We start from the raw sequence: 24,966 nt of genomic DNA, 5'->3' as shown, positions 1-24,966 counted from the left end.
GGCCCGTAAGGTTCATTTGTCGCCGCGCGTCTTCATCGCGTCGGAGACGTTGCGTTTACGCGGGTCCTGCAAGTTTTCGCCAGCGGCATCCCGGTCGACATTCGGATCGTCCTTGGCGGGCATGTAACCACGCGGGGTACTTGCCTGGGGTCCTTCCCACCGGGGCGACTGCTCCGTGGTACCTGGTGCGCCGTCCTTTGGACTGTTGAGAGCCATGATGATCTCCTTCCTTCGTCTGTTCTAGGGAAACCGCCGATCGCGCCCCTTGTTCCCGGCAGGCCACGCTGGGGCGCGCATCGGAACCCTCAAGGTTTGCAAAAATTCGGCCGTTCTCGGCATCACGATTTTCGGAACCTTCGGCAGCGCCGAGCCTTTTCCAGTCGAAGGCTCGGCCGTGTCAACCGAACGCGGCGGCAAGGAAGACATGAGGATTTTTTCGGTTTCTCCTCATGGCCAACGAAATGGCAGGCGAGTTCCTATCCCGTCCGGCCGAGCGCTTCGCACTCCTCGCAGATCGCGGATGCCCATGTTCGAAGGATTTCTTCTAGACAACATCGATGGCCTGCCGCGACCTTTCGGCCCCTCTATGTCTCACAGACGAAATTCGATGCGGCAGCGTGCGCCTTCGGGACGCAAATCGTATTCCATCTTGCTGAAAGCGGGTGCCAACACCTTTGTAAGGAGCTGCAGTCCGAAGCCTTGGCGGCTCGTTTCCGTCACATGTGGCCCGCCGGATTCCTGCCACTCGATCGACGCGGTTTCCTCGTTGCTTCGACAATGGATCATGACCTTCCCTTCGGGAGCAGCCAGGGCACCGTATTTGGCCGCGTTGGTCGCGAGTTCATGCAGCGCAAGGGCAAGAGACACATTGTGGCGAGGGGGGATAAGAATATGCGATCCGGTGATCGTGAATGGGTCCGGCCCCCGGGTCCGGTAGGGAGAGGTCACTTTGTCGATCAGTGTCTCGAGGTCGAAGGAGGTCCACTCGCTTTGCACCAAAATGTCGTTGGCGTCTGCGAGTGCTCGCAATCTCGAACGAAACGCCTCGAGGCTGGCTGACATGTCGCTTCCCTGCCGAAACGTCTGCCCGGCTATGGACTGAACGACACTCAGTGAGTTCTTCACGCGGTGGTTAAGCTCCCGCATGAGCAGGACCTGCCGTTCCGCGTTGCGCTTGCGCTCGTCGATGTCCATTACGACACCGACGACGCGTTGCGGCTCTCCCGCGTCAGACAGCAGAATTTCCGCCCTCAGCAGCAGCCATCGCTCCTCGCCGTCCTTCCTGTTGATCCGGAACTCAGCTTCAAAATGGCTCTCTCCCCGATCCAAAGCAGCAAGCGCCGCCTCCCTTGTCTTGCCATCTTCGCCCGGCGCGTAGCACCGTCTGAAGTCTTCCAACGTCGGCTCCTCTTCAGCCGCGAAGCCGAAAAGACGTTTCAAATCGGGGGAGTTCGCAAGCATGTTGGTCCGAAGGTCGATCTCCCAGACCGCCATACCGGCGGCCTCGATCGCGAGCCTTTGTCTGCGTTCGCTCTCTACAAGGGCCGCCGCGGCTCGCTTGGTATCCGTTATGTCCTGGATGCAGCCGATATAACGAATGGCCTTGACCGTGCCACGGTGGGTCTCGAAGACCGCGTTACCCTCCGCCCGCACCCACCTCAGTTCGCCAGTGTCAGCCCGCAAGATGCGGTATTCAAATGGCAGGTCTTCACGCAAAGCGGGGTCGCGCGCCCGCTTCGCCTGCGCAGAGGTGTAAGGAAAATCATCGGGATGCGTGACGGCTCGGACCATTTCGTAGGTGATCTCTCCGCTCGGGGGGAAGCCGAAGATTGATCTCGCCCGATCGGAATAGTCGAATTTGTTGGTTCGCAGGTCCCAATCCCAGATGCCGATGTTCGCAGCTCTTAAGGCCAGCTCGAGTTTCGCATCACCGCTCATGCCATCTCCGCAGGTTAATCGCGTGTTCGGTCGCGACCCCGCTGACGTGTTGTAGCATCTTTAGCAATATTGAATAGACTGCTTGTTGCACAACGGAGGCACTTAGAAGGAAGGAACTGCCCTCAGGTTTGGGTCCGTTGTGTTTGCTTTCATCTTCGATAATGTCCGAGCGTACGCGCATCATACTCGGCGGGGTCATATGGCAAGAATTCGGCTCTCGCGGCGTCTGCTTCTCCTGATGTTTGCGGCCATGTTTCCCGTGGTCGCGGTACTGTTTTACAATCTCTATGCGCTGCATGAGGCGCGCGAACGCGAAGTGCGCGATCGTGCCTTCCAGACCGGTCAACTGGCGGCGCTGGAAATGCAGCGCATCCTCAGTGGTATGGAAAACGTGCTTTACACCGTTTCATCCGCACCCTCCGTCCAGGAATACAACGCTGCTCGGTGCAGCCGGCTGCTGGCCAACGCTGTCGCGAGGATTTCCGGAGTTCAGTCGGTCGGCGTCATAGGCCTGGACGGGCTGGTAAAATGTCGGCACGACCAAAAGGGTGTGGGCATATCCTTGGCCGACAGGCAGTATTTTAAGGATGCCCTGAGTTCCGACGGCTTCGTCGTGGGCGTATACACCAAGAGCCGCGTCACCGGTCAGGCCCTGCTGCCGTTGGCTGCTCCCTTGAAAGACCCATCCGGAAAAACCATCGGCGTCGTCGCCCTATCGCTCGACCTGGGCTGGCTTCAGAAGGTGGTCGAGGCACGCAAGTTCGATCCTGGGGCGGCGCTGACCGTCGCTGACCGCGACGGCGTCATCCTCGCCCGCTTCCCTTACCCGGAGCGCTTTGTCGGCACACGGATTCCTGGGCAGTACCGATATCTGGTCAATGCAGGCTCGCCTGGGACGATTGAGCTGACGAGCCAGGACGGCACGCGTCGCTTGCTTGCATATTTCCCCGAAAACGCACCCGGCAAAGGCATCTATGTCAGCGAAGGTCTGTCTGTGGAAAACAGTTTCTCCTCTATCAGGCAAGCCATGATATTCAGTATCATTGCGACCGTTATCGCCGTCTTCGGTTCCCTTCTTCTGGCTTGGCAAACCAATCGGTTCGCCATCCAGAAGCCAGTAAATCACATATTGGGTGCCCTAAACGCATGGCGAGACAGCAAAACTGAAGTCCGCACCGGGATGCGGCCTGGCGGAGACGAGCTTGGCGCGATCGGCGCGGCGATCGACGGTTTCATGGACGAGCTGGTGGTAGCGCGCCAGCAGCGTGAACTGCTCGAAGCCGAGATGAGTCATCGCATCAAGAACGTTCTCGCGGTCGTCCAAGCGGTGGCAACACAAACGTTCCGGGGAACGACCACGATGCCGAACGCTTTGGCTGCTTACAGCAATAGACTGGCGGCGATAAGCGATGCCTTCATGGTGCTGAGACGCGACCACGAGACCTCCTCTCTAATGGATTTGGTGAAGACGACGATTGCGCCGTTTGAAGACATGGCCCAGCCGCGGTTCCGGATATCAGGTCCGCCTTTTGATTTGTCCGCTAAGCCGGCGTTGGCGATCGCGATGGCCGTGCACGAGTTGAGCACGAACGCGGTCAAATACGGTGCGCTAAGCAAGCCTGAAGGACGAGTGCATGTCACGTGGGAGATATCCAATGGCGACCTCGTCTTCCGCTGGGATGAGCAAGATGGCCCCGCCGTCAAGCCGCCGGACAAGGCCGGGTTTGGTTCGCAGATGATGGAAAAAGCGCTGGCAGCGCAGACCGGCGGCAAAGTCGAGGTCGATTAAGCCGCGACCGGGCTGAAGTACGCGTTTACAGCGCCAGTCATGGCTCTGGCGGCCACGGAAGAGTACGAAAACGAGAACTCAGCGTAAACCGACCGACTGAAAGACCTTGCGGTGTTGCTTAGCGGATGCAAGGTGCGTCGGGCATCCGCTATTTGTCTCATCACGTTGTCACCGGCTGCGTTCGCACATCGTAACGTCGATCCTTGTCTACGCGAATTCCCGCAGGGCGAAATAACCGCGGCGCGGGTTAACGACCACAAGATTAGTGGACCCTCCATTCAACGCCTAATGAGACGGGTCTTATCGTTCCGGCTGGACGAGGACCATTCGTGGCGAACGTGCGCCGTAAATCGGAACCCGTGTCGAAGGCTGGGCCTCCGACATCAACAGTGCAACGCACAAACGCGCTCCACATCTTGAAGCGCTTGTTCAAAGAGGCGGGTCTTTTCGCTCCCCGGGCCTGTTAGACCTGCTATGCGGTGGAAGGCTGTTTCTCGAAAGTGAGGCGCTTTCCTTCAGGGTCACGTTCCCATGTGCAATTGTACCCGAGGACGAATTCAATCATGTTCACGTCGCGCTCGGTCTCGTCTTCGCCCGCCACGTTCGCGCTGATCCAGTCCTTTGGAATGGTCATCGACATTCCCGGCTCCAATTCGTCCAACATGCGGCGCAATTGATCAAGTTCCATGCCGTCTCGTTTATTGAAATATATTAGAGGGATCGGGTGGGAGGCCGAAGGACATCTTTATCCGATGCCGGGATCGATTTTGGCAGAAGTGCCCTCCGATAACGCGCCCAAATCGGGAGTCTTTTCCGTGTCGACGAGAGGATCGTCCGTCGCGTCGGGGTCTTGTTCGTGCGCGTCCGAACTTGCGGCCACGGAGGCCGTCAATGCCGCCAGCACTTCCTGGGCGGAATAACCTTGTTCGTTTCCTGTGGCGACGATGTCCGCGACCTCGAAATCGACGAGTTCCCGAAGCTCTTCTTGCCGCACGATGTCTGTCTTTTGAGAGTTTTGCATGTTCCGACAACTGCCTCGGAAAGCGGATGTTCCAGCGCGGGTGCCGGAAACCGGCCTCGTCAAACCGCGCTGCGTCGGATGTCTTCCTCGGTCATAACTTCGACCTGAAAATCCATGAAGGCCATCATGTCGTCGAACAACCTGAAAGGCAGGCCAAGTTCCATCACCGCTACGGTGAAAGCAGCTCTTGCGGCGATTGGCGAGCCGTCATGATCGAGATATGCACGACATGCGCTCAACGCCCGCCTATATGACGGACCCGATCTGTCTGGCCACGCATCCGCCAGCATGCGCACGACGTCCAGCGCGTTGTCGACGGCCAGCCATTCGCCTCCCATCTTGAACCCTACGACCTTGTCGAACCGGCGGGTAACGGGCGAACTCAATAAACCTTCCCCCAGAGCCGAATTCTCATATGCCATCTCGTGCCGCCTCCAACCGCGCGTGCTTCAGGCGTTCGGTCTTTTCGTGGCGCTTGACGGCCTCGGCGCGCGCCACTTCTCGAAAGAGGATGTCCGTCCTCTCCCGTCGGGCGTCCGGGCGCAGGTGCGTGGCTTGGGCTTCCTCAAGGTTGCCATCATCGTTTTCGTCGTCCGTCATTGGTCCCATCGCATGTGTGGGTTTTTTCCGGGACGGAGAACGCCGACGAGCCGAGATAGTTCCAAGCCAGAAAGAATACATGGTTCAATAGAACCCGCGGCAACCGGTCCAAGGCGGAAGCTCTGAGCGATACCGCACCGAATACGACTTCCCAGATCCGGGGCGGAACGGTGCCCCGTTGCCGGGCGTTTCAATGTCACCCAAGGAATGTTTCTTGTCGAGATGGTGACCAGATGTCGAGCAAGCCCAGCATTTTCTCGAGATTTGCGAGCGCGATCGCCTCAGCTTCCGGCAAACCCGTCACCTTCGTGGCGGCAGTCGTCCTCGTTCTCGTCTGGGCGGTCACGGGGCCGTTTTTCAACTATTCCGAGACGTGGCAGCTCGTGATCAATACGAGCACGACGATCATCACGTTCCTGATGGTGTTCGTGCTTCAAAACAGCCAGAACAGGGACGGCAAGGCGTTGCAGGCGAAGCTCGACGAACTGATCCTGTCTTCGCAGGCGGCGAACAAGTTTGTCGGAATTGAAAAGCTCGACGAGAAGGAGCTTCGGGAAATGAGCGAGACCCTCGCCAAGGAATCCGACTGCGCGGCCGAGCGGGCAGATGAGAAGACCAGCTCAAATCCGAGGGCGGCCTGACGGTCACTGGCTTCCGTGATGCTTCAATCGCATGTCCTCGATCACGTCAGCTTCGTGCCTCTGCGCGCCGATCCAGTCGTTCTTCGCGTCACTCGCGAAGATCAACTGATCGAGCTTGGTCTGGATCGCCAACGTCTCACGGCGTCTCGAGTGCTGGAGCATCACCAAGATCAGAAACGACCCGACGGTGCACAAGGTATTCGATATCATAAACCATTTGACGGCGAAACCGCATGCGAAACCGTATGATGTCCACCCGATCGTCATCGCCCCCATCACCGCAAGCGTAAGATGATGCCCCGAGAACCATGAGACGAACGAAGAGGCTCGCCGAAAGGCCGCGCTCAATGAGTTGACGACTGCCGGCACGGTCGATTCCTCGGGTGGCCACATCTTCAAAGCCGCAAGTTTGTCAGTGTCATTAACAGACAATGCCGACTTCTGTTCCAGCTCTGCACGGCGGGGCGATGGCGGACCGTGACCGGATGACGATGTCAAACTGCACCAGACGGCGTAAGGTCATGCGGCGTGCGCGACTTTCGCCTTTCTCGCGACCGCGCAGCTTTTCTGGCGGCGACAAGTTCTTCCTTCGTGGGCAACCACCAGCCGCGTTCACGTTGGCACGTGTCGGGCGGTTTGGACGGCCATGTCCCTACAAGCTCGCCAAGCGACGGAACGCGCCAGGTCCCCCAGATCAAGTCGGAAAGCCCGGGAGTACCCTGATTGTAGAACTGGCGCACCACCTCGGGGTCCGCCAGTTCTCCCGTGATTTCGGTGAACGCGATGATCCCGTATTGGCCTGTGGTCACCGGTCGCTCAGGTGGCGGAAGATCGTCGGACGGAAGCGGATACCTCCGTCGCCGGCGTTCGGCGGCACGCTGCCTCGCCGTCTCGAACTCGTCCGTGGCCTTCGCCTGCGACAGCCGCCGTCGTTTCTCCTCCGGCTCGTTGCGTATCGCCGCGGCCTCGATCGTGGGCCACCGGGATCGTAAGTCATCCAGGGATCGATACGGCACGCGCCACGCTCGCCGCTGGTCGTCCCATGCCGCGAACGGCACGTTTTGCAGCTCCGCCACCACGGTTCGCGAATAGGGCGTCCTGATGACGATGTCGTCCCCAGGTTCGAGGTATTTGCTTAAGATCGGCTCGAAAGCGAACGCGTCGCGTCCCCTGGCGTCGGCATAGACGTCGCGCGCGCTTGCCTCGAGGTCCAGCCACCGACGGATGCGGCGGGAGGCGGTCGTACCGGGAACGAACCAGACGTTCCTGAGGTCGTCCCAGCGCGCCCGGGGAAAGGCCTTGCGAAAGCGCTGAACCGTCGTGCGGTCGTATTCGAAGGACACTGTCGCGCCAGGTCTGTCGCCCTTGGAAATTTCGCCTGTTGCCAATCGAATCTCCTTCCGTCAACGCATGCGGGTCGCACGGTTACTACCAGGGAATCATTGCCTCCGTGATCTCGTCATCCGACCGATGCTTCCTTGATCGTGTCATTGTAGGTGCGGGTTGGAAGTGCATCCCCTTCCATGATGGCTATCCAAACCGTTTGATCGTCGCTGCCCAGGAGAAGAAGCGCTCTTTGGAAGCGAAAACGTGGCTTCGCCGCTGTCGTAGACTTTGCGGCCTTCATACCTTCGTGAGGATTTCCTCCAGCCTTTGGTCGACAGCGCTCTAGGATCACCTTGTGCTCGAGCGCCGCGGAAATCGGCTTTCGCAGGAAAACCGCCTCGTCAGGAAGGTCGCCCGGCCTGGGGCAAGTGGCACCCGAGGCGACCACGACGCAAATATGAGGCCAGCGTCGAGATACTTCGCGGGCGAGTTCCAAGCCGTCGATCGGGCCGCCGGTCTGTACGTCGGTGAAAACAAGTTCGAAGTCTATGTTCGATGAGGATTTGGTAGGCTTCTTCCGCGCTCGCTGCTTCGGTGACCCCGTATCCTTCATCGGAGATGATGTCGGCTATGTGCATGAGGATCAGCGGCTCGTCGTCGACTACGAGAGCGGCCGGGCGCGTTGGATGTTCGAATGTGCTTGTCCATGCGGCAGAAATCGCGTGAACCGAGTTTGGTTCCGCTCGATTGGCATGGGCGACCTGGGAGATTGTCTATGTAAGCCCGGCGAGCGACGGCTCAAGTCAGCTCTCCAGCCGCGAGTGGCAGGGAGATGTTCACCGTCAGGCCGTCGCGCGACCATTCGTAGTCGAGAGCGCCCCTGAATTGCCGCTCGACGGTGGACTGAACAAGGGTGCTGCCGAACCCCTTGTTGGCCGGTGTCGGCCAATGGGAGGGCTGCCACGCTCCGACCAATGGACCAAGACATCTCCTCCATCGATCCGCCAGGACACGGCAACCTGCCCTTCGTCGGCACCAAGGACACCATATTTGGCGGCGTTGGTAGCAAGCTCGTGAAAGACGAGGGCGAGACCCTGGATCGCTTGTTCTCCGCAAGCGACCAGGGGCCCGTCGAATGAGAACTTCTTCTTGGCGGAGCAACGGTTCTCGTGCGGCTCCACAATGATCCTGAGCACTTCGCCGATGTCGGTGGCGACACCCGCCACTTCGCTGAAGCTGCGGCGTACAAGAGAGTGGGCCTCGGCAAGCGCGTGGAGGCGGCCCGAAAGCGTGTCGGCCATCTCCTGCTTGGTTTCGCTTCCCCTCGCGGTCATCCGGATCATGCCGTCGACGATGGCAAAAACGTTCTTGAGGCGGTGGCTCATCTCCCGTATCAGCGTCTCCCGCTGCTCGAGCGACCGCTGCAATTCCTGCTCGGTTCGCAAAGTCTTGAGCACGATGCCGATGAACGTGGCGAGTTCCTCCATCGCGCGCGCCCCGCGTGAAAATGGCCTGCCCCCTGTCCGACGATCCACAGGGTTCCGAGCGGCTCGCGCCGTCCGACATGAAGCGGCACGAGCATAACCTCCGGCAGCGAGAGGTGCTGCGGAATCCAGTCGTAGTAGCGCTCCGGGTGAACAGCCAGGGTGGGTGCGTCCCTATCCAGCGTGATACCGCAAGGCGAGAAGTCCCGCGGTGTCGTCGCGCCCTCGAACTCGGCCAGAAGGCCTCGCAGATGATGCCACCTGAACACCTGCTCCGGACCGTACGTCTCCAGGAGACTAAGCCCCGCGGATATGCCTCCCGTCAGCTCCATCGCGAATTCGACGAATTTCGGCAGCATTTCGGCCGGGTCGTCGTGCATCTGCTTGGCAAGTTCGAGCAGTGCGGACTTTTCCTGCGAGGCGTCAACGGCGGGCGCGGGACGTCGGGACAGGTCGTCGGGATAGATGGCTGAGAAATCCGGCCTGATGAGTTCGTTCACTGGCTGCCTTCCGTCAGGGCACAGGAAACCGGGCCGACACGGCAGGAGTATCGGCAAAGCGTCTTTTCGCAAACATCAAAGTTGGGTTTGCAAGGACAATCGTCATGCGGATTTGAACAGTCCGAGCAAGGCCTGTTGTCCACCAAGCGGAACTGAGATGGCCGCACGGGTCTTTGGCTTGGGTCGTCAGGCCTTGCCCCGTCACGTCACGTCGGGTCCGCATCGGCGGCGCGACGCTCGCCGAACGCTCGGAAGTTCAGGATCAGTAGCCCACAGAGGGGTCCGGCCAATGATCTGTCACCACGTCCATGTTAACGCCCTCCCATTGCCATCCACTGTCACTCAGAGCGCCATCGGACATTATCCCGCTGCGTCCGATGACATTCACTGACGTCCCATCTCCTGCAGTTGCGCAGTGACCTTGTCGATGTCGTAGGGTTTGGCGAAGAACACCGCGCCTTCAGGCAGGACAGGGTTGGAAAACCGCGCATAGCCGGAGGTCACGATGATCTTGATAGGGGGCCATCGGTCGCGTATCGCCATCGCAAGCTTGATGCCGTCCATCGATCCCGGCATGTCGACGTCGGTGAACACGATGCGGATGTCGTTGCGGGCTTCGAGTATTTTGATCGCCTCGTCGGCGTCCGTGGCCTCGACCACGTCGAAACCGGCGTCCTCGACGACATCGATCGCCATCAGCTGCAGAAGAGGTTCGTCTTCGACGATCAGCACCACGGGGCGGGCTAAGGGCTTCGACTGACCCATCTCCTAATTCGCTCGTTCCAATTGTTGCAGGTTGGCGGTCATCTCCGCGGAGAAGCCGTCCTCACCGTAATGCGTGATCACGCCGCCAGTTCCGATCAATCCCATTCCAATCAATTTGGACCCAAAGCCCTTTCGTTCCGGTTCACGCGCCTGAGGCCCGCCGACCTCCCTCCAGACGAGACGGAACTCGGCTGCCTCGTGTTCGCCTTCCACTTTCCATGAGACGTGCACGCGGCCATATTCATTCGAAAGAGCGCCGTATTTGATGGCGTTCGTGCCAAGCTCGTGGAGCAGCAGCGACAGAGACAGCGTGCCGCGCGAACCGAGCGTCACGTCTGGTCCTACGATGTCGACGCGGCTTTCAACCGACAGCGTTTTGGCGAAGCCTTCGACGACCTCTCGCACGGTCGCCCCCTGGTGATCGCCACTTAGCAAAATGTCGTGCGCGCCGCTCAGTGCCGCCAGTCGATGCGCGAAGGTCGAGACGAGATGTTTTTCCGAAACACCTCTGAGCGTCTGATGGGCGATCGCCTGGACCATCGCGAACGTGTTTTTCAAACGATGGCCGATCTCGCGGTTAAGTGTCTCTTGGTCATGCTCGGCCTGAATGCGAGCTATCGCGAGCTGCACCCGGTCTCCGAAGCTTCGAATGAACACCAGTTCTTCCTCCGACCAGGCGTATGGATGGCTATGATGGACAAACACGACGAGCTGCAATTGTCCGTGGTTGATGATCGGCAGGTTGACCATCGACCGAACCCCCAGAGACAGAAATCGCTCGGGCTTGTCACGCGTGCGGGGGTCTTGGGTGACATCCATGATCAGGACCGGCTGGCCGTTCTTCAAGTCGTCGATGTAATCGCCGTAGTCGCGGAACTTGTGGGTCCCAGTGACGCTTGACGTGCCGGGTGCCAACCATTCGTTCTGCACGGTGATCGTCTCGGCCGCGGGATCGACCATCCCGAATCCCGCCCGGATCGCATCCAGCGACTTCGCCATGAGATCGGAGGCGACCAGCACGACCGACTGAATGTCGTCCAGTTCGCGAAGACGATCGCCCAGGCTTATCTTGGCCTCCATGCGGATGGTCGCTTTTTTCTGCTCGGTGACATCCTGCACCGTGCCGATCATGCGTGCGGGCGAGCCGAAATCGTCGAGGTCGATGACGGCGCTCCTGGCGATCCATTTGAGTTCGCCTGCCGGTGTCCTGATCCGGTATACCATGTTGGTCGACGCGGAAGCGTCACGACGTTCCCAGGCGGTGGCACTGATCTCCCGGTCTTCGGGAACGGTGAACTCGTCGAGCGAGGTCACGGAATAGGCTTTGGCTATGGGGATGCCGAAAATCCGGCACAAGCTAGCCGACACGGCGGCTACGCCTGTGCCAATGTCGACATCGAATGCGCCGACCTTGTCGGACCCATGAGTCAGCAGGGCGTTGCTGGTATTAAAGGACGTCAGATTGCGGTCGGTGTGAGGCCTTGGTCCGGTCCTCCCAGGCTGGCTGCGCTCGCGAAGTCGGGACATAACCTGGCGCGCCAATGCGTGAAGTGCCCGTGTCTGACGTTCGTCCAGCCTCTCGGTTCGGAGCGACACGTCCAGGACACCGATCGAACCGATGATCGTTCCGTCCCGAGCGCTCAACGGCGTTGCCGCGTAGAACCTCGCGTGTGGCGCATCCGTCACGAACGGGCTGTCACACGTCTGGTGATCGGCGGAGAGGTCGCGGACGATCGACAGCCCGGAATCCGCAAGCGTGTTGAAGCAGATCGATTGTTCGATCGGAAGTTCGCGAACGTCGCAGCCGATCATGCCCATGAACCACTGCCGCTTGTCGTCGAAGAAGCTGACGAACGCGATGGGTGCACGGCAGATACCCGCGGCGATGGCCGCGACATCCTCGAAATCCACCTCCGGAGCGGTCTGGGAGACGCCGTAGGACTCGAGCAAAGCCAGTCGCCTGGACGCGTCCGTGTCAGGAAGCTTTGTGCTTGGCGACCTCACATGCGGTCTCCGGGAGCGGCGTGGGCGGAGCATGCAAATATATGATGCGAGTTGCGCTCCTTGGCAACTGAACCGAGCGCGACGAACTGCGCTTGGTGGGCTGTCGTCTAAACCCACGTGCGCCGATCAAGGTTCCGTTTGTGAATCCCTCGGCCTGACGGGACGGTTCCACCCGCAAGAAGCCGTTCTCGACCGGCACCTTAACCTAGGTCGGTTTGGCCACAGGGATCACACGGCCTGCGCCAGAGGGCTTCTTCGGCGCAGCGCTCCGCGATTTCAGTGGCGCTCGTGGGTTTGCCGAGCGGATAGCCCTGGTCCTCGCATCCGCACGAGCCAGCGCAGGTCGTCGGCCTATTTTTATGCGGTTCCTCGATACAAAGCGACACGACGGCGGACTCCGTTGCAATCGCCACCAAAACGTGGCCGATGGTAGAGTGCTCCGTGGTTTCTTGTACGCACTCTCGTTCTTTTACAAAAGCGGTGAATAGTTGATCTCCGATTTTCGGAACAAGAACGGTTCAGCCTGCTTCTTGAGCGTGGTTCAACCGGGACTGTCGCCGGCACCGCTTCGCATTCCAAAGGGCTGATGGATGCAGGGGCGATCTGGTCCGCGACAGTCGGTGCGCGACCGACAAAAATGAGGCTCCTCCGCGGGCATGAATCGACTGGCACAAGGGAAGCGGCATCATGGAATGCGTCGCCTTGCATTCTCGGCTGATCGCGTCGGCAGCATATTATAGGCCGAGCGGAACACTACGCGTTTGGTTCCACAACAATCGTTGCGCCGTTCACGACGGCGTTTCGGAAGCCATGTTCAGGAACCTTGTCGAGGCGGAGTCGCCCGGCTTCTACTATCGGCAGTACATCGCGGATCGAGATGTGCATCATTCCACGGGCCTCCGCCCCGGCGTGAAGCTTGCCCTTTCCCTAGCGGCCTCGCTCTTCATGCTCATCGCCTCGGGGGGAGGCCTCACCACCGGGTCGGAGGGAGCCGTCCCTGTCGACGGAAGAACGGCTTGCGGCAGCCGCTGTTCTGGGCTGCCCAACCGTATGACCGGCCTGCAAAGTCAGACGATGCGCACGACATCGGAGGGCGACGCTTCGAACGATGCCGACGAGCGCTTCTCCGCCATCCGGTAGAATGGAGTTCCCTTGACGCCCCGGAATGACGACCAACGCAGGCAATTCGGTTTTTGATCGAGCGCGTCCGGGTGCCGCTTGATCTCTCGGTTAGCAAGAACCGCGACTGTTCCGAGACACGAGACGTCGCCAGTCATATCTCGACGGGGTCCGAGCGAAAAAGAGGGAACTCAAGGCGCTTGTAGTCAGGCTGAAAAGCCTTGTCCGCCGTTGCACCGACGCGTGCGCGGGCGGCTCCGGCCTCGACTGCGTCAATTTCGGCGACATACGGCAGGGATCAGGCGCTTCCTGCTTCCCGTGATGCAGCCATCGCGAGACTGATCCCGAGCACCGGCCAAAATGCCCAGAGCCAATTCATCCGCCGGCGTTGATTTCATAGGCTCCGTCGACGACGGGGGTTGCTTTCATGCCGACCGAACCGAGCAGGATCGCCGCAACTGCAAGGGCCGTAAAAATTACGGTTGCGGCTACGGGCTGAAGCCGCGCTTGGGTGGATGAATACTTGTATCCCTTAGCCATGTGGTTGTCCCCGTTGGCGTGTCTCGGTCTACAAATGTCGCTGAGAATCCATTTGTTCCAACCCTTTGAAAATACAGCTCTGAGTTATCAATATTCCATAGGATGCAGGGCTTCACTCGGCTTGGTAGTCGGAAACACATGGACTCGCATACTTCTACTGATCGCCTAAACTGACTGTTTGCTGACAATTTACATACAAAACGCTGACAACGCTTTTTTATTAGGCAACCCGCTTATTTTTTGGAACTTAGCTACAAACATGTCGTTTGGCGCTCATTGGCAAATCAACCAAGGAGCTTGGCCATGAAAGCAACAGTTCTTATCGCCGCCGTCGCATCGTTGTCGGCCGGCACGTTTGCCTATGCGGGAGACAACGGAGGCAAGGTGACCGGTCTCGTCGGCGGCGCTGCCACAGGAGCCGTTGTCGGTGGTCCGGTTGGAGCCGTTATTGGCGGTGCCGTCGGCCTCACTCTCGGTGCGGCAATCGACCCGCCGCCGGATCGCGTTGTCACCTACGTTCAGGAACAGCCCGTTGAGCAGAATGTCGTCATCAAGGAACGCATCCGCGTCGGCCATGTCCTGCCTGACCGCGTCATGCTGACTCCGGTGCCGGAGGACAACCGCTACGCCTATGCGGTCGTGAACCGGCACCGCGTGATCGTCAACCCGAAGAACCGGGTCGTCGTGCGGGTCATCGAGTAGTACCTGCGGGCGGCCATGAGCCGCCCGCTTTTTTTGTCGAAAGAAGGAGAAGCATCCATGGTCAAAGCGACCTTTACCAGCCAGTTGAACTACGAATCCCTCGATCAATATTACAACGAAAGCTCGCTTGAGCTGAGAACAGAGCGTTCCGGCAAGGCTGTCTATGTCGATACAGAGTCCCATAACAAGATCGTGCTCGAGGGGTCGAACTTCTCCTATGACGGCGACATGCTGGTTGGCGGCACGGTCAGCGACGTTACCTTCCAGGACAACCACGGCGACGTCTATGCGGCGATCAGCAATGCCGACTATGACGCGGCAAAGCTGCAGACCACCTTGGTCAACAAGGGCTTCGACGGCATGCTGAACTACGCGTTCCGTGGCGATGACATGCTGAACGGTTCGTCCGCCCGCGACTGGCTATGGGGCGGCCACGGCGATGACGTCCTCAAGGGCCATGGTGGCCGTGACTTCCTGGATGGCGATACGGGTGACGACCGTTTGACGGGCGGCCACGGCTCGGATGTCTTCGCCTTCCACAGTAACGACGGCAATGACACGATCACGGATTTCGACGCCGACGGTGGCAGCACGCACCAGGACTACATCGGTGTGGACTCCATGAACGACTTTACTGTCCACAGGTCGGGCAGCGACACCGTGATTGACTTTGATGACGGCCATACCGTGACCCTGCTGGGCGTGCAGCGGTCGCACGTCACCGACGCCGACTTCCATCTCGTCTGATCCAATCGGGTGCGCCACGTGTAGCGCTCCCCTACTGCCGTCTTGAGCGGCCAAACATCATGAACAGGAAAATAGCCATGAAAACCAAACTTCTCGCAACCGCCGCCTTGTCCCTCGCGCTCACGGCCGGCTACGCTTACGCCGGGGACACCGTCGTCGTTCCCGACACCGTGACGACCTACGTGCAAGGTCAGTCTGTCGACGAAGGCACGACAGTCGAAGGCGATATTGCGGTCGGCACTGCATTGCCCGACACAGTGGTGGTCAAGAAGATTCCGGACGCCGAGTATGAATATTCGGTGGTGAACAAGAAGCGCGTCATCATCGAGCCGAAGACCCGCAAGGTCGTCAAGATCATCGAATGACGCCTCAGCCCAGCACGCGGCCGGGCACTCCCGGCCGCGTTGATGACCAGTCACGGAGGTGGCGCATGCAAGACTCCCCCTACGATCCTCGCTCCGGAGTTTCCGAGTGCATGCGGTCGATCGAACCAGTAACCCTGAAGCTGCTTCGGGACATCCATGCGCCGTTTGTCGATTTCGAATGCCTGTTGCATGCGGTCTTGCCCGCTGGCACCGCGGCGGGATGGTCGGAAGGCGAAGTCAAGCTGGCGTTGCGCGCCGTCGTCGCCCACCTCCAGCCGGCAGACATGGCCGGAACGGACGATTGTCGAATGCTCGAAGGCACCACGGAACACGTTGGGTTCCTCGGCGTTCGATGTCCATAGCCGCCTGCTGACAGGCGCGCGCCGCGCAACCGGCCGTCAATGGCCGGGTCGGCCCGATGGGTTCGGCCCACGGAAGAAAAACTTCCGCACCTTCGAAACGAATCGGACCGCTACGCTCGTCGGCGGCGGTATGCCGTGCGAGCAGCGCGGCAAATGTGCATCGGCGATTTTCCGCCAGATGAACCGAGCGGCCTTCCGCTCTGCGGCAGCCGCTCTCTCTCAGGTAGATAACAAAGGAGCAGAGCTATGTCTCTCTTACATAAAAGCGCAATGATGATCACCCTGCTCGCAGGGACCGCCCTCGGAACGGCGGCCCACGCGCAGGACCAAAACGAAGAACTGCTGAAGCCGAAGAGCCAGAATTCGCAATCGATGCAGCAGCAGGATCAGACGGATCAGTCGAGTTCAAAGCAACTGAAGCAGCAGGACCAAGCTCAGTCGCCGGACTCTTCGACGACCGACCAAAGCCAGTCCACCATGACTCGTCAAAACCAGGACCAGAACGCGGCCTCCGACGACCAATCTGACGAGCAGCTCAAGAAGCACAAGAACAGGGTCGAGCGCCAGGATCAGAACGGTCAGAACATGAACCAAAATGCCTCCGACGAGGGCCAGTCGAAGGGTGAGCTGAAGAAGAAGCACCAGACGGCGTCAGAGGGCAAGCAGCGCAACAAGGAGAACACCGCCAAGCTGCAGGGTCAGACGGACGAAAACGGCAACACGGCGTCTGACGATCATTCGAAGAAGCGGATGAACAAGATCGAAAACACCGCCGAAAGCCGCAAGCTCAAGAAGAACGAGAGTGAGAACGAGGCTTCGTCGAACAAGGTGTCCAAGGAGACCACGGGCAGCATCAACATCACCACCTCGGAGAAGACGGTCATCCGCGACACCATCGTCAAGGCGCATGTCCGGCCTGCTCATCTCGACGTCAAGGTGACGGTGGGCATCCGGGTGCCGAAGAAGATCAAGCTCTATACCCTTCCGCCGCGGGTGGTGGAACTCGTGCCCGCATATCGCGGATATGAATATTTCGTGCTCGCCGACGGCCGCATCGTGATCGTCGATCCGGACACCTATGAGGTCGTCTACATCATCGTAGCGTAATGATGGCTCGTGTCTGGGAGCTTGGCCCCCGATCATGCGCGRGCCAAGCTCCGCTCCTGCTTTCGTCCGCCGCGATACCCTTGCGATCGCGTCTAATGGAAATCAAACGGCGGGCCTCACCATCGCTTGCACCGAGCAGCCGACCGGCATCCTGTGATCGCCGGGCGCGGACCTGACTGGTCCATCCCAAGCATTCCGATAAAATCGCCTGTTTCTTTGAACCGGTGACAGGCACGGGCGTTCGTGGGCCGGGTGGCCGTCCCGGTCGGCTTTTGACGCTGGGGCCTGCTCGCCTCGGCGAATCTGGACGACACCCGCGAGCTGCACCGATGGGCTTGAACGAAGTAACGCAAATCATCTGGCATACAGTGACCAAGGACGTCCTAGTGATCTTCGGGTCGGAAGTGGTGTCACTTCCGGGAAGGTTTAGCTCCTGCGCCGAGGCGTTCGCGGCGGTCGAGGAATACAGCAGAAAGGTGGAATGGGGCAATCCGTTGGAGGAGAGTGTCCAATCCACGCCCGATGGGAGTTTTCCACAACCGCCCCTCCCTGGTCCTAGTTTGTAGCGCCACGATCTATCCCGCAACGTCGGTCGATTGTTGGTTTTATTAAGTTTGTTCGCAAAAACTGTCCGACGGGGGCCAACCGAAATGGACGTGGCGAGTTCACCTGCCACGCAACATGGAGAAGCACATGGCCGTTCCGCGCAGCACCGTCCTCATGGCCGACGACGAACCCTTGATCCGGCTCGGTCTCCTACTGACCTTCGAGGATCACGGGTTTGATGTCGTCGAAGCAGGCAATGTTCTCGAAGCAATCGCCATTCTGTCGCGCCATCGCATCGACGCGGTCGTGACTGACGTCGACATGCCGGGCGGCTTGAGCGGGCTTGACTTAGTTGATCTGCTTTCAGCTCTGTCGTTCGCCGTGGTCGTGGTCGTTTCCGGCAAGGCATTGCCGCCGGCCTACGAGTTGCCTCCAGGCGTTCTCTACCTGCCGAAACCGTATTCTGCCGAGGCGATAATTCAAATCGTGCGACGGGCTGTTGTCGCCAAAAACGAGCATCATTCGCCAAGTCTGCGCACTGCGTGAGCGGGTAAGAACCCCAACTGAACGGACCGACAATGATTTGGTAATAGAAACCGCGTGGATTAGTATTAGCCGTCGGCCGGACCGCTGGTGCGTATAGCCAAAATACGAACATAGCGAGAGCACAAGACCGCGCGCCCCTCACTTGTCGCAGAAGTGCGACAGATTGCTGGCACAACGATCCTCGACGAGGAAGCTGTTGTGCTCGATCATCAGGGCCGATCGGACTTCGGCGCGCTGCAGAAGGCGTTTGCCGACCGTGGCGGCCTGTCTGCCTCTGGCGATGTCATCCTCTGGGCCTTCGCCCTACTATACCTTGACGGCCAGGGCCTGACGAGAATGGGATTGCGCGAGCGTTGCGACAAGCCTTGTCAAAAATTTCCTCAGCTAACCGCGTGTTGACGATCGCCGGAGACATTCCGGCTTCCTATGTTGCGGAGCGTATTGATGGTTCTGGATGCCATTGCCGAGAAGCTGCATCGCCAACCGAAGGATGATTTCAGGGGTCGGCATTTCGAGGCGTGGTCATCGTTCAGGCAGTAACCTGGTATCTGCGCCATCCGCTCAGTTATTGGGACCTGAAGAGATGTTCCGCGAGCGCGGCTTCGAGGTCGACCACGGCACGATGAACCCATTGGGTCCTGACCTATGCGCCGATGATCGAGGAGCGGTTGCGCCAGCTCCGTCGGGTTGACGAGACCTACGTCAAGATTCGCGGTAAGTGGCGTTATCTGGTTACAATTGAGCAGAGCGTTTTTCAAATAATGGATTTACTGGGCGCTCTTGCGTTAAAGGTAAATGATGCAATTACTCTCTAGTCTATAGTGCACCATTCCGGTTCTCTAGGCATAACCCATGATGAGGTCCAGGCCGGCCTGGTCGCCGCACGTCACTGTGGCTGGGTCGTCGTGGGCWCCGAGTACGTGCATCTTACCGAGAAAGGATATGTTCATAAACGTAGTCAACGACAATTTACGTCGGCGCTGACAACTGCTCGCTGACGCCCAAGATTTTTCAGACATCGCTCTCGCATGCCTTCAGGGCTGGGACAGATCATGCTAGCCGCTCACATCAGCCGGCGCGATCCGACGAGGCGATGCAGCCAGCACCGTGGTTGGTGCAGCAGCGGTAGATGAAGACTGGGTTGACTTAAAAATTACGACAAGGCTACTAAAAGTAATCGACAGTAAATCCATTAAATTCATAAGGTAAATTTTTCCCGAGTTCACCTGATGTTGCGTTTTACCAGCGCTTGCGATCCGAACACACTACATCTCTGCCTAATCAGAACCAGCGTCCCCTACCGTACAGGCCGCCGCCGCCGATTAATATAACGATGAATACGATTATGAGAATTGTGGCAATGTTCATGGAAACCTCCTAGGAGCGGGCACCATGCGGCCGTTCCAAGTGTATCAACAACGTGTATCCACTTTCGTTCCAATTTACTGACGCCTATGCGGGTTAGTACGAGAAATAGCTTCTACCGTTGGATGTACGAGTATCTCGCAGGGGAACCGAAGACGGCTAATCCCGTTGGGCTGGCGACACCTTGAGGAGAAACCAATGGCCGCTATGACGCTCGAACAACTTTCGGAGAAGATGCGCAAGATCGATTTCTGTATGCTCTCAACCCGTGAAGCGGGAGGCGGCGTCTCTTCGCGGCCCATGAGCAACAACGGCGACGTCGAATATGACGGCGATTCCTGGTTCTATTCGTTCGAGCAAACTCGCAAGGTGAAGGCGATCGCCGAAGACCCCAAGGTTTCGCTTGGATTTTCCGCAGCGCCCAGCCTCCTCGGCAAGCCAGGCATCTTTGTGGTGATCGAAGGTCAGGCCTCCGTGATCAAGGACAAGGCGCAATTCGCCGAACATTGGGTCGACGATCTCGACCGTTGGTTCACTGACGGCGTCGACACCCCTGGCCTCGTCCTGATCAAGGTGCGTGCTGCGAGGATCGAGTACTGGGACGGCGAGGAGAACGAAGTCATCTCGCAGACCTGAGCCAATTCGCCGCGACGCGAAACGCCAAGCCGTCAATCGAGGTCGACGACTTCCCTGAGTTCGTCGATACGCTTGAAGGCTTCTGCTTTCGTAAGATCGTCGTCGAACTTCTCGGGTTTATGTGCCTGCTCCGTTAGGATGTTCAGGTAAGAGCCTAACATCGCGGCGTCGATGCAATCTATATGTCCGGGGACGTCAAGAGCGTAAGCCTTGTGGTCAATAGCGGGCACATGGGCGAGAAGGTTAGTAATACCGGCAAATCATCACTGGCAATGTTGAGCTACATGACGGCAATGACGTCTTCTGAAGTCACGACGTGCCGTCGACGGCACGATCGATGGTGGCAAAGGTAACGAGACTAACGTGATCGACTCCGCCTTGGAACTGGTGGATGACGTTCATGCTGGAAAGGAGACGGTCGGCAACAGCGTGACCTTCTCACTCGCCGATAACTTCGAAGGGCATCGTAAACTTAACGGATCGTGGATTTCGATGTGCGATGACGGGCAATGACAAATCGTGATCCACTCTACCGCCGCCATCGCTTTCCCGCCGAGATAATTGCTCACGCCGTGTGGCTCTATTTCCGTTTCCCTCTCAGCCTGCGGATGGTTGAGGATATGCTGGCTGCCCGTGGGATCATTGTCTCGCACCAGACGGTCCGGCTGTGGTCCGAGAAGTTCGGCCGCGCCTTCGCCAATGAGATCCGCGGTCGCTCTCTGGTCGGCTCGGCGATAAATGGCACCTCGACGAGGTTGTCGTTTCGATCCGCGGCAAGAAGCACTGGCTCTGGCGGGCCGTCGATCAGGATGGTTTCGTCCTCGACGTTCTGGTGCAAAGTCGTCGCAATGCCAAGGCAGCCGAGCGCTTGATGCGCAAGCTGTTGAAGAGCCAGGGCCGAGCGCCGCGGGTGATGATCACCGATAAGCTCCGGTCCTACGGCACCGCAAAGCTGAAGATCATGCCCGGCGTTGAGCATCGCTCCCACAAAGGGTTGAACAATCGAGCGGAGAATTCCCATCAGCCATTCCGGCGACGAGAGCGGATCATGAAGCGCTTCAAATCACAACGGCATCTACAGCGCTTCGTCTCCATCCATGATCCGATCGCCAACCTGTTCCACATCCCGCGCCACGACATCTCCTCCAATCATCATCGCGAATTGCGTTCAGAGGCAATGAACCTGTGGGCGACGATCGCTCGGGCGTGAACCGTCATAGTGCGAGTGGGCTACGACTGCCTCGCGCCCGTTAAGTTTACGATGCCCTAGGGCGATCTCGACGCAGCTCTCGCATGCCTGACCGTGCATATCGACCGCACCCGCAAGACCTGCTCGCTGGACACGGTGGACATATCGGCCAAGTAGCAGGCGCACCGTCAGACGGCGAGATACCCGCCGTCGATAACCAGCATCGTGCCGGTAACATAGGATGCCAGTGGCGAAGCCAGATAGAGAACACCTCCCGCCAGGTCTACGGGTTTGCCCCAGCGCTTTAGCGGCGTCCGGGCTAGAATGGCGTCGTTGCGTTGGGGGTCTGCGCGCAGTGCAACAGTAAGCGGCGTCTCGATCCACCCGGGCGCGATGGCATTGACGCGGATTCCCTCCGGCGCATAGGCAATGGCCAGCGACTTCGTCATCTGCGTGATGCCGCCCTTCGAGGCCGCATATCCGGGCACGAGCCCGCCGCCGACGAAAGAAAGCACGGATGCCGTGTTGGTGAGCGTGCCGCCCTGCCTTGCGAGGAGCGGCCTGGCGGCGGCAGCGACCCGCATCGAGCCGTTGAGATTGATGTCGACCACCTGGGCGAATACGTCGGCATCGAGTTCATCGCCGCGGCGGATAATACCGGCGCAGTTGACGACATGATCGAGCCGGTCGAAGCCGGAGATGAAGCGCTCTACCGCGTCCTTGTCGCGCACGTCGAGCTTGACCGCATCGATGCCTTTGCGTGATGCCGCTTCTTCGACCTCGTGCTCCGCAACGCCTGTGGCCACGACGCGCGCACCCTCTGCGACGAAAGCGTCTGCGATGCCTGCGCCAATCCCTGACGTTCCGCCGACCACCAGAACCCAAGTGTCCTTGAAGCAGTCATTCGGCCAGAAACCCATGTCGCACTCCTTTGCTCGTTTCATCAGCCTCGCTGGAGCTGGATTCACCGAATGAATTGGTCGGTGTAGTCCGCGCCAAGGCCGACGGCCTCGTAATGCTCGCGGCACATATGGATTTTGGTGAACACGTCCTCGTAGCCCATCGCCCTGCCCCAGGGGTCGACGTAATACATGATGCCGTTCACCTGAAAATAGGTGATCATTTCCTCGACGCGTTCAGGCACGACAAGCGTATGGGTCTCACCGGGCGGTTCGAAGACATAACTGCCCTCCTCGGCGACCCAGTCATGTTCGAGATAGTGCCAGCGTCCCTTGAGCACGAAGCCGTGCACCGCCTGCGGATGCCGGTGCCGTGACAGCACGCCGGATTTCCGCACCTTGAGCAGGTTCATCCAGTAGCCCTGCGAGCGATTGAGGCAGAGCGGCCGGAACCAGACATTTTCCGCCTGTGGCACCCAGACACGCTCATCGTCGGGAATGGCCTTGGGAATAACGATTTCCGGCAATGCGTCGCGAGGGAAAGGCAACTGGTAGGGCATGCGCAGATTTTGGGCGGCCTGGTCAAGCGGCATTCATCCCTCCTGCTGAAGAACCACGGCTAACTTTACGGTGGTGCCGTGGATTCATAGATTGCAATCGGTTCCGGAGCAAGACTTCCGACATTGCTCCGATCAACGGCGAAAGTGTCTCAAGAGTCGGCATGGCGACTTTCAATGCGCCAGCGAGATCAAGGACCGCACCGAACAAAGAGCCGAACTCGGACGATCGGCCATTGCGCAGGTCGCTTTTTTAAGGCCGATTCAGTGCCGGTAAACTGAACGAATAAAGGTTTTTCCTTGAAGGCGTGGGGGTCCGCTCCTTGCCAAACGCATCGGGACGTAAAAGGCACAAGTCGCCGTTGCCCGAAAGCATGCAGTCATCCTCCACTGTATCTGGGTAGACGAGACTATCTTCGAATGGAGCGCCAAAAAAGCCTGATCAGCCAGCACTTTCTTAGGTCTGGAAAGCATCCCTGCGGTCCCCGCCGGCACGGTGGTTGTGTGACCTCGACGTTTTGATGCTGCTGGCGTGGCCGACAAGCTCAACACCAGCATCACCCACATCCAGCCGGGCAAGCCGCAGCAGAACGCCTATATCGAGCGCTACAATCGAACAGTCCGACAACTCGGGGGTCAGGGTTTTATAGCATATCCCCTGATGCGATAAAGAAGATACACGTCCAATTCCCGGGCGGCACGGATGAATTTCTGATTGGGCTGTAATACGGGAAGTCTGCTCTATGGTTTGCCCGCCATATCAGGAGCAAGCATTCCGGCGGCGCGCTGCAGGCCATCAGCGAGCATCGCGCGATGCTCCGGGCGCTCCCACTCCATTTGCTGGGCGACCAGCGCGAGATCCAAGCCTGGATCCTTTTCCAGCGCGTCGGCAAGGTGCCTTGCAGCCTTGCTGACTTGGTCGTCCATAGCGTATGCCGCGGCGATATATGCCGACTGCCGGGCATTGAGGTGTGGAAGACGCTCCAATGACTCCGCAGACTCGGCGAAACGGCCAAGCATGAACAATGGAGAGTGCCGATCGGCATGATACCAGTCGGGGTGGAAGGGATTCAGTTGGACCGCGCGATCCATAAGGTTGAGCGCTTCATTAGGGTATCCGCGCGTCGCGCGAATGAATCCGAGTTGCGCCAACGTGTCGGCATCGTAAGGGTTAAGCTGCATTGCTCGTTTGTACTGCGCCTCGGCGGCAGCGAATTCGTGGAGATATGTCAGGATGATGGCGAGTACTCTGTGGCACCGTGCCTCTTCGGGGGCCATGGCGGTTGCGCGCACCGCTCGCTCCCGAGCGGCTCGGAGGCGTCCTGCGGCGTCGGCGCTGTCACGCACGATCATTGCCTCGGCGAGCGCAATATACGCCTGGATCAGGCCTGATTCTTCATCGAGCCGGGCGGCTGCCTCTAACTCCGTTTTTCCGGCCTCGTTAAATCCTTCCCCGTGTTGGCGGAGCAAAGCAATCCCTTTGATCATATGCGCGTAGGCCTGGAGGCTGGCGGTCGGTGTTCTCAGCGCCCGTCGCGCGGCGTCAGCTTCAACGCTTCCGACTAGACGTCCAACGATCCTCGTGGCAATTAAGGCGGGGGTCTCCAGGAGCTGGGCATTGGAAGAAGTCACGGTATCGGTCCATATTCGACGACCTGTTGCTATGTCCACGAGGTTGACCCGGACATCGACGTCCCTGGCGTCGGCAATGCTACCAGTGACGCAGTAATCTGCTTTCAGGGCTAAGCCCGCCTGAACGATGTCATCGCTGACGTCAAACTTCCTGGCAGAAGCCGGTGCGATCACGGCCACTGAACGGAACCGCGAGATCGCGTCAGCCAGTTCTTCGTTAAATGACTGCAGAGGGAGACGTCGGCGGTTCTCTTGGCCTGCGACCACGAACGGCAGGACGGCGACGACCGGTTCCGCCAATCGCTCAGCTTCTGGCCGATTACCGGGGGATTGCCCGAACCGGTCGTCGCGGGCGAGTTTGGATTGCTCGACGAGAATATAGCCGCGCCGGGGAACAGTCCTCAGTATCTCCTGCATGTCGTCGCGAATGGCTTTACGGGCATCACGGACGCATTGGGTGAGCGAGTCCTCCGTCACGATGACCCCGGGCCAGACCGCCTCGAAGATTTCATCCTTTGTGACTACGCGGCCCGGATTGAGGACCATATGGGTAAGAAGGCTGAAGGTTTTGGATCGCACAGGAACC

At 59.1% G+C, this 24,966-nt stretch carries 30 protein-coding genes and 5 pseudogenes; 16 read left to right on the top strand and 19 right to left on the bottom strand.

All coding sequences use genetic code 11. The features are described 5' to 3' along the window. Positions 1-12: 12 nt before the first annotated feature. Positions 13-216: a hypothetical protein gene (locus AC1DYF_RS37605; protein ID WP_477883673.1), complete on the bottom strand. Its 204-nt coding sequence runs from the start codon at positions 214-216 to the stop codon at positions 13-15. Between the two features lie 375 nt (positions 217-591). Next, entirely contained in the window at positions 592-1,938 is a 1,347-nt protein-coding gene (locus AC1DYF_RS37600; RefSeq protein ID WP_477883671.1) for a sensor histidine kinase, read from the bottom strand. Between the two features lie 199 nt (positions 1,939-2,137). Between AC1DYF_RS37600 and AC1DYF_RS37595 the strand changes: the two genes are divergently transcribed. Then, a complete protein-coding gene (locus AC1DYF_RS37595) occupies positions 2,138-3,727 on the top strand; it encodes a sensor histidine kinase (RefSeq protein ID WP_477883669.1) in 1,590 nt (529 codons plus the stop codon). A 472-nt stretch (positions 3,728-4,199) separates the two neighbouring features. Here AC1DYF_RS37595 and AC1DYF_RS37590 read toward each other — a convergent pair whose 3' ends face one another. The 4 genes from AC1DYF_RS37590 to AC1DYF_RS37575 form a co-directional block, all read right to left on the bottom strand. Further along, positions 4,200-4,415 carry a hypothetical protein gene (locus AC1DYF_RS37590; RefSeq protein WP_477883667.1) on the bottom strand — a complete coding sequence of 72 codons (216 nt, stop codon included), beginning with the start codon at positions 4,413-4,415 and terminating at the stop codon, positions 4,200-4,202. A 57-nt stretch (positions 4,416-4,472) separates the two neighbouring features. Further along, a complete protein-coding gene (locus AC1DYF_RS37585) occupies positions 4,473-4,721 on the bottom strand; it encodes a hypothetical protein (RefSeq protein ID WP_477883665.1) in 249 nt (82 codons plus the stop codon). An 86-nt stretch (positions 4,722-4,807) separates the two neighbouring features. Further along, positions 4,808-5,170 carry a DUF982 domain-containing protein gene (locus AC1DYF_RS37580; RefSeq protein ID WP_477883664.1) on the bottom strand — a complete coding sequence of 121 codons (363 nt, stop codon included), beginning with the start codon at positions 5,168-5,170 and terminating at the stop codon, positions 4,808-4,810. Further along, entirely contained in the window at positions 5,160-5,348 is a 189-nt protein-coding gene (locus AC1DYF_RS37575) for a hypothetical protein (protein WP_477883663.1), read from the bottom strand. Before AC1DYF_RS37575 ends, AC1DYF_RS37580 begins: the two co-directional genes overlap by 11 nt. 233 nt (positions 5,349-5,581) lie before the next feature. Between AC1DYF_RS37575 and AC1DYF_RS37570 the strand changes: the two genes are divergently transcribed. Beyond that, positions 5,582-5,989, top strand: coding sequence for a low affinity iron permease family protein (locus tag AC1DYF_RS37570; protein WP_477883662.1), 408 nt, complete (start codon positions 5,582-5,584; stop codon positions 5,987-5,989). 3 nt (positions 5,990-5,992) lie between these two features. Here the strand turns inward: AC1DYF_RS37570 and AC1DYF_RS37565 are convergent, their stop codons facing one another. From AC1DYF_RS37565 to AC1DYF_RS37535, 7 genes are all read right to left on the bottom strand, one after another. Continuing rightward, positions 5,993-6,421 (bottom strand): low affinity iron permease family protein, encoded by a 429-nt coding sequence (locus tag AC1DYF_RS37565; RefSeq protein WP_477883661.1) that lies wholly within the window; start codon positions 6,419-6,421, stop codon positions 5,993-5,995. A gap of 62 nt (positions 6,422-6,483) precedes the next feature. Then, on the bottom strand, positions 6,484-7,377 hold the full coding sequence (locus tag AC1DYF_RS37560) for a hypothetical protein (RefSeq protein ID WP_477883660.1): 894 nt from the start codon (positions 7,375-7,377) through the stop codon (positions 6,484-6,486). Between the two features lie 71 nt (positions 7,378-7,448). Continuing rightward, positions 7,449-7,928 carry a response regulator gene (locus tag AC1DYF_RS37555; RefSeq protein ID WP_477883658.1) on the bottom strand — a complete coding sequence of 160 codons (480 nt, stop codon included), beginning with the start codon at positions 7,926-7,928 and terminating at the stop codon, positions 7,449-7,451. 229 nt (positions 7,929-8,157) lie between these two features. Beyond that, complete coding sequence (locus tag AC1DYF_RS37550; RefSeq protein ID WP_477883657.1) at positions 8,158-8,802, bottom strand: sensor histidine kinase; 645 nt, start codon at positions 8,800-8,802, stop codon at positions 8,158-8,160. After that, positions 8,709-9,299, bottom strand: a complete 591-nt coding sequence (locus tag AC1DYF_RS37545) for a hypothetical protein (RefSeq protein WP_477883656.1) — start codon at positions 9,297-9,299, stop codon at positions 8,709-8,711. Before AC1DYF_RS37545 ends, AC1DYF_RS37550 begins: the two co-directional genes overlap by 94 nt. 384 nt (positions 9,300-9,683) lie before the next feature. Next, positions 9,684-10,064 carry a response regulator gene (locus tag AC1DYF_RS37540; protein WP_477883654.1) on the bottom strand — a complete coding sequence of 127 codons (381 nt, stop codon included), beginning with the start codon at positions 10,062-10,064 and terminating at the stop codon, positions 9,684-9,686. A gap of 3 nt (positions 10,065-10,067) precedes the next feature. Continuing rightward, the gene (locus AC1DYF_RS37535) at positions 10,068-11,975 is read right to left on the bottom strand and encodes an HWE histidine kinase domain-containing protein (protein ID WP_477883652.1); all 1,908 of its coding nucleotides are present in this window, start codon (positions 11,973-11,975) and stop codon (positions 10,068-10,070) included. 780 nt (positions 11,976-12,755) lie between these two features. On the opposite strand from AC1DYF_RS37535, the gene AC1DYF_RS37530 reads away from it, so the two are divergent. Continuing rightward, positions 12,756-13,208, top strand: a complete 453-nt coding sequence (locus AC1DYF_RS37530) for a KTSC domain-containing protein (protein ID WP_477883650.1) — start codon at positions 12,756-12,758, stop codon at positions 13,206-13,208. A gap of 354 nt (positions 13,209-13,562) precedes the next feature. Here the strand turns inward: AC1DYF_RS37530 and AC1DYF_RS37525 are convergent, their stop codons facing one another. Continuing rightward, positions 13,563-13,727, bottom strand: a complete 165-nt coding sequence (locus AC1DYF_RS37525; RefSeq protein WP_477883648.1) for a hypothetical protein — start codon at positions 13,725-13,727, stop codon at positions 13,563-13,565. Positions 13,728-14,030: 303 nt separating this feature from the next. On the opposite strand from AC1DYF_RS37525, the gene AC1DYF_RS37520 reads away from it, so the two are divergent. From AC1DYF_RS37520 to AC1DYF_RS37480, 9 genes and pseudogenes are all read left to right on the top strand, one after another. Further along, positions 14,031-14,429: a DUF1236 domain-containing protein gene (locus AC1DYF_RS37520; protein ID WP_477883647.1), complete on the top strand. Its 399-nt coding sequence runs from the start codon at positions 14,031-14,033 to the stop codon at positions 14,427-14,429. Between the two features lie 57 nt (positions 14,430-14,486). Then, positions 14,487-15,176: a calcium-binding protein gene (locus AC1DYF_RS37515; RefSeq protein WP_477883646.1), complete on the top strand. Its 690-nt coding sequence runs from the start codon at positions 14,487-14,489 to the stop codon at positions 15,174-15,176. Positions 15,177-15,253: 77 nt separating this feature from the next. Next, on the top strand, positions 15,254-15,541 hold the full coding sequence (locus tag AC1DYF_RS37510; protein WP_477883645.1) for a DUF1236 domain-containing protein: 288 nt from the start codon (positions 15,254-15,256) through the stop codon (positions 15,539-15,541). Between the two features lie 110 nt (positions 15,542-15,651). After that, positions 15,652-15,903 carry a hypothetical protein gene (locus AC1DYF_RS37505; RefSeq protein WP_477883643.1) on the top strand — a complete coding sequence of 84 codons (252 nt, stop codon included), beginning with the start codon at positions 15,652-15,654 and terminating at the stop codon, positions 15,901-15,903. A gap of 246 nt (positions 15,904-16,149) precedes the next feature. After that, positions 16,150-17,010: a DUF1236 domain-containing protein gene (locus tag AC1DYF_RS37500; protein WP_477883642.1), complete on the top strand. Its 861-nt coding sequence runs from the start codon at positions 16,150-16,152 to the stop codon at positions 17,008-17,010. 693 nt (positions 17,011-17,703) lie between these two features. Further along, positions 17,704-18,102 carry a response regulator gene (locus AC1DYF_RS37495; protein ID WP_477883641.1) on the top strand — a complete coding sequence of 133 codons (399 nt, stop codon included), beginning with the start codon at positions 17,704-17,706 and terminating at the stop codon, positions 18,100-18,102. 144 nt (positions 18,103-18,246) lie between these two features. Beyond that, positions 18,247-18,501, top strand: a pseudogene (locus AC1DYF_RS37490) (hypothetical protein); the annotation flags it as partial. A 45-nt stretch (positions 18,502-18,546) separates the two neighbouring features. Then, positions 18,547-18,833 (top strand): annotated as a pseudogene (locus tag AC1DYF_RS37485) (IS6 family transposase); the annotation flags it as partial. 832 nt (positions 18,834-19,665) lie between these two features. Continuing rightward, positions 19,666-20,103 carry a pyridoxamine 5'-phosphate oxidase family protein gene (locus AC1DYF_RS37480; protein ID WP_477883639.1) on the top strand — a complete coding sequence of 146 codons (438 nt, stop codon included), beginning with the start codon at positions 19,666-19,668 and terminating at the stop codon, positions 20,101-20,103. A gap of 32 nt (positions 20,104-20,135) precedes the next feature. Here AC1DYF_RS37480 and AC1DYF_RS37475 read toward each other — a convergent pair whose 3' ends face one another. Next, positions 20,136-20,264 (bottom strand): DUF3072 domain-containing protein, encoded by a 129-nt coding sequence (locus AC1DYF_RS37475; RefSeq protein ID WP_477883637.1) that lies wholly within the window; start codon positions 20,262-20,264, stop codon positions 20,136-20,138. Positions 20,265-20,466: 202 nt separating this feature from the next. Here AC1DYF_RS37475 and AC1DYF_RS37470 point away from each other — a divergent pair, with 202 nt between their 5' ends. Next, entirely contained in the window at positions 20,467-20,616 is a 150-nt protein-coding gene (locus AC1DYF_RS37470) for a hypothetical protein (RefSeq protein ID WP_477883635.1), read from the top strand. Next, a pseudogene (locus AC1DYF_RS37465) lies at positions 20,613-21,313 on the top strand (IS6 family transposase). The gene AC1DYF_RS37470 and the pseudogene AC1DYF_RS37465 overlap by 4 nt, the downstream one beginning before the upstream one ends. Positions 21,314-21,480: 167 nt before the next feature. Here the strand turns inward: AC1DYF_RS37465 and AC1DYF_RS37460 are convergent. From AC1DYF_RS37460 to AC1DYF_RS37450, 3 genes are read right to left on the bottom strand one after another with little or no spacing between them, the layout of a single operon-like run. Then, positions 21,481-22,212: an SDR family NAD(P)-dependent oxidoreductase gene (locus AC1DYF_RS37460; RefSeq protein ID WP_477883634.1), complete on the bottom strand. Its 732-nt coding sequence runs from the start codon at positions 22,210-22,212 to the stop codon at positions 21,481-21,483. A gap of 44 nt (positions 22,213-22,256) precedes the next feature. Further along, a complete protein-coding gene (locus tag AC1DYF_RS37455; RefSeq protein ID WP_477883633.1) occupies positions 22,257-22,784 on the bottom strand; it encodes a 2,4'-dihydroxyacetophenone dioxygenase family protein in 528 nt (175 codons plus the stop codon). Continuing rightward, on the bottom strand, positions 22,774-22,992 hold the full coding sequence (locus AC1DYF_RS37450) for a ketopantoate reductase C-terminal domain-containing protein (RefSeq protein ID WP_477883675.1): 219 nt from the start codon (positions 22,990-22,992) through the stop codon (positions 22,774-22,776). Before AC1DYF_RS37450 ends, AC1DYF_RS37455 begins: the two co-directional genes overlap by 11 nt. A gap of 38 nt (positions 22,993-23,030) precedes the next feature. Here AC1DYF_RS37450 and AC1DYF_RS37445 point away from each other — a divergent pair. After that, a pseudogene (locus tag AC1DYF_RS37445) lies at positions 23,031-23,190 on the top strand (IS110 family RNA-guided transposase); the annotation flags it as partial. Between the two features lie 114 nt (positions 23,191-23,304). Next, a pseudogene (locus AC1DYF_RS37440) lies at positions 23,305-23,373 on the top strand (integrase core domain-containing protein); the annotation flags it as partial. A 116-nt stretch (positions 23,374-23,489) separates the two neighbouring features. Here the strand turns inward: AC1DYF_RS37440 and AC1DYF_RS37435 are convergent. Then, on the bottom strand, positions 23,490-24,966 hold a 1,477-nt coding region (locus tag AC1DYF_RS37435), incomplete at its 5' end, for a winged helix-turn-helix domain-containing protein (protein WP_477883631.1).

The sequence above is a fragment of the Rhizobium sp. P2_G9 genome, assembly GCF_056403475.1.
This window is presented reverse-complemented; position numbering and strand designations above follow the sequence as displayed.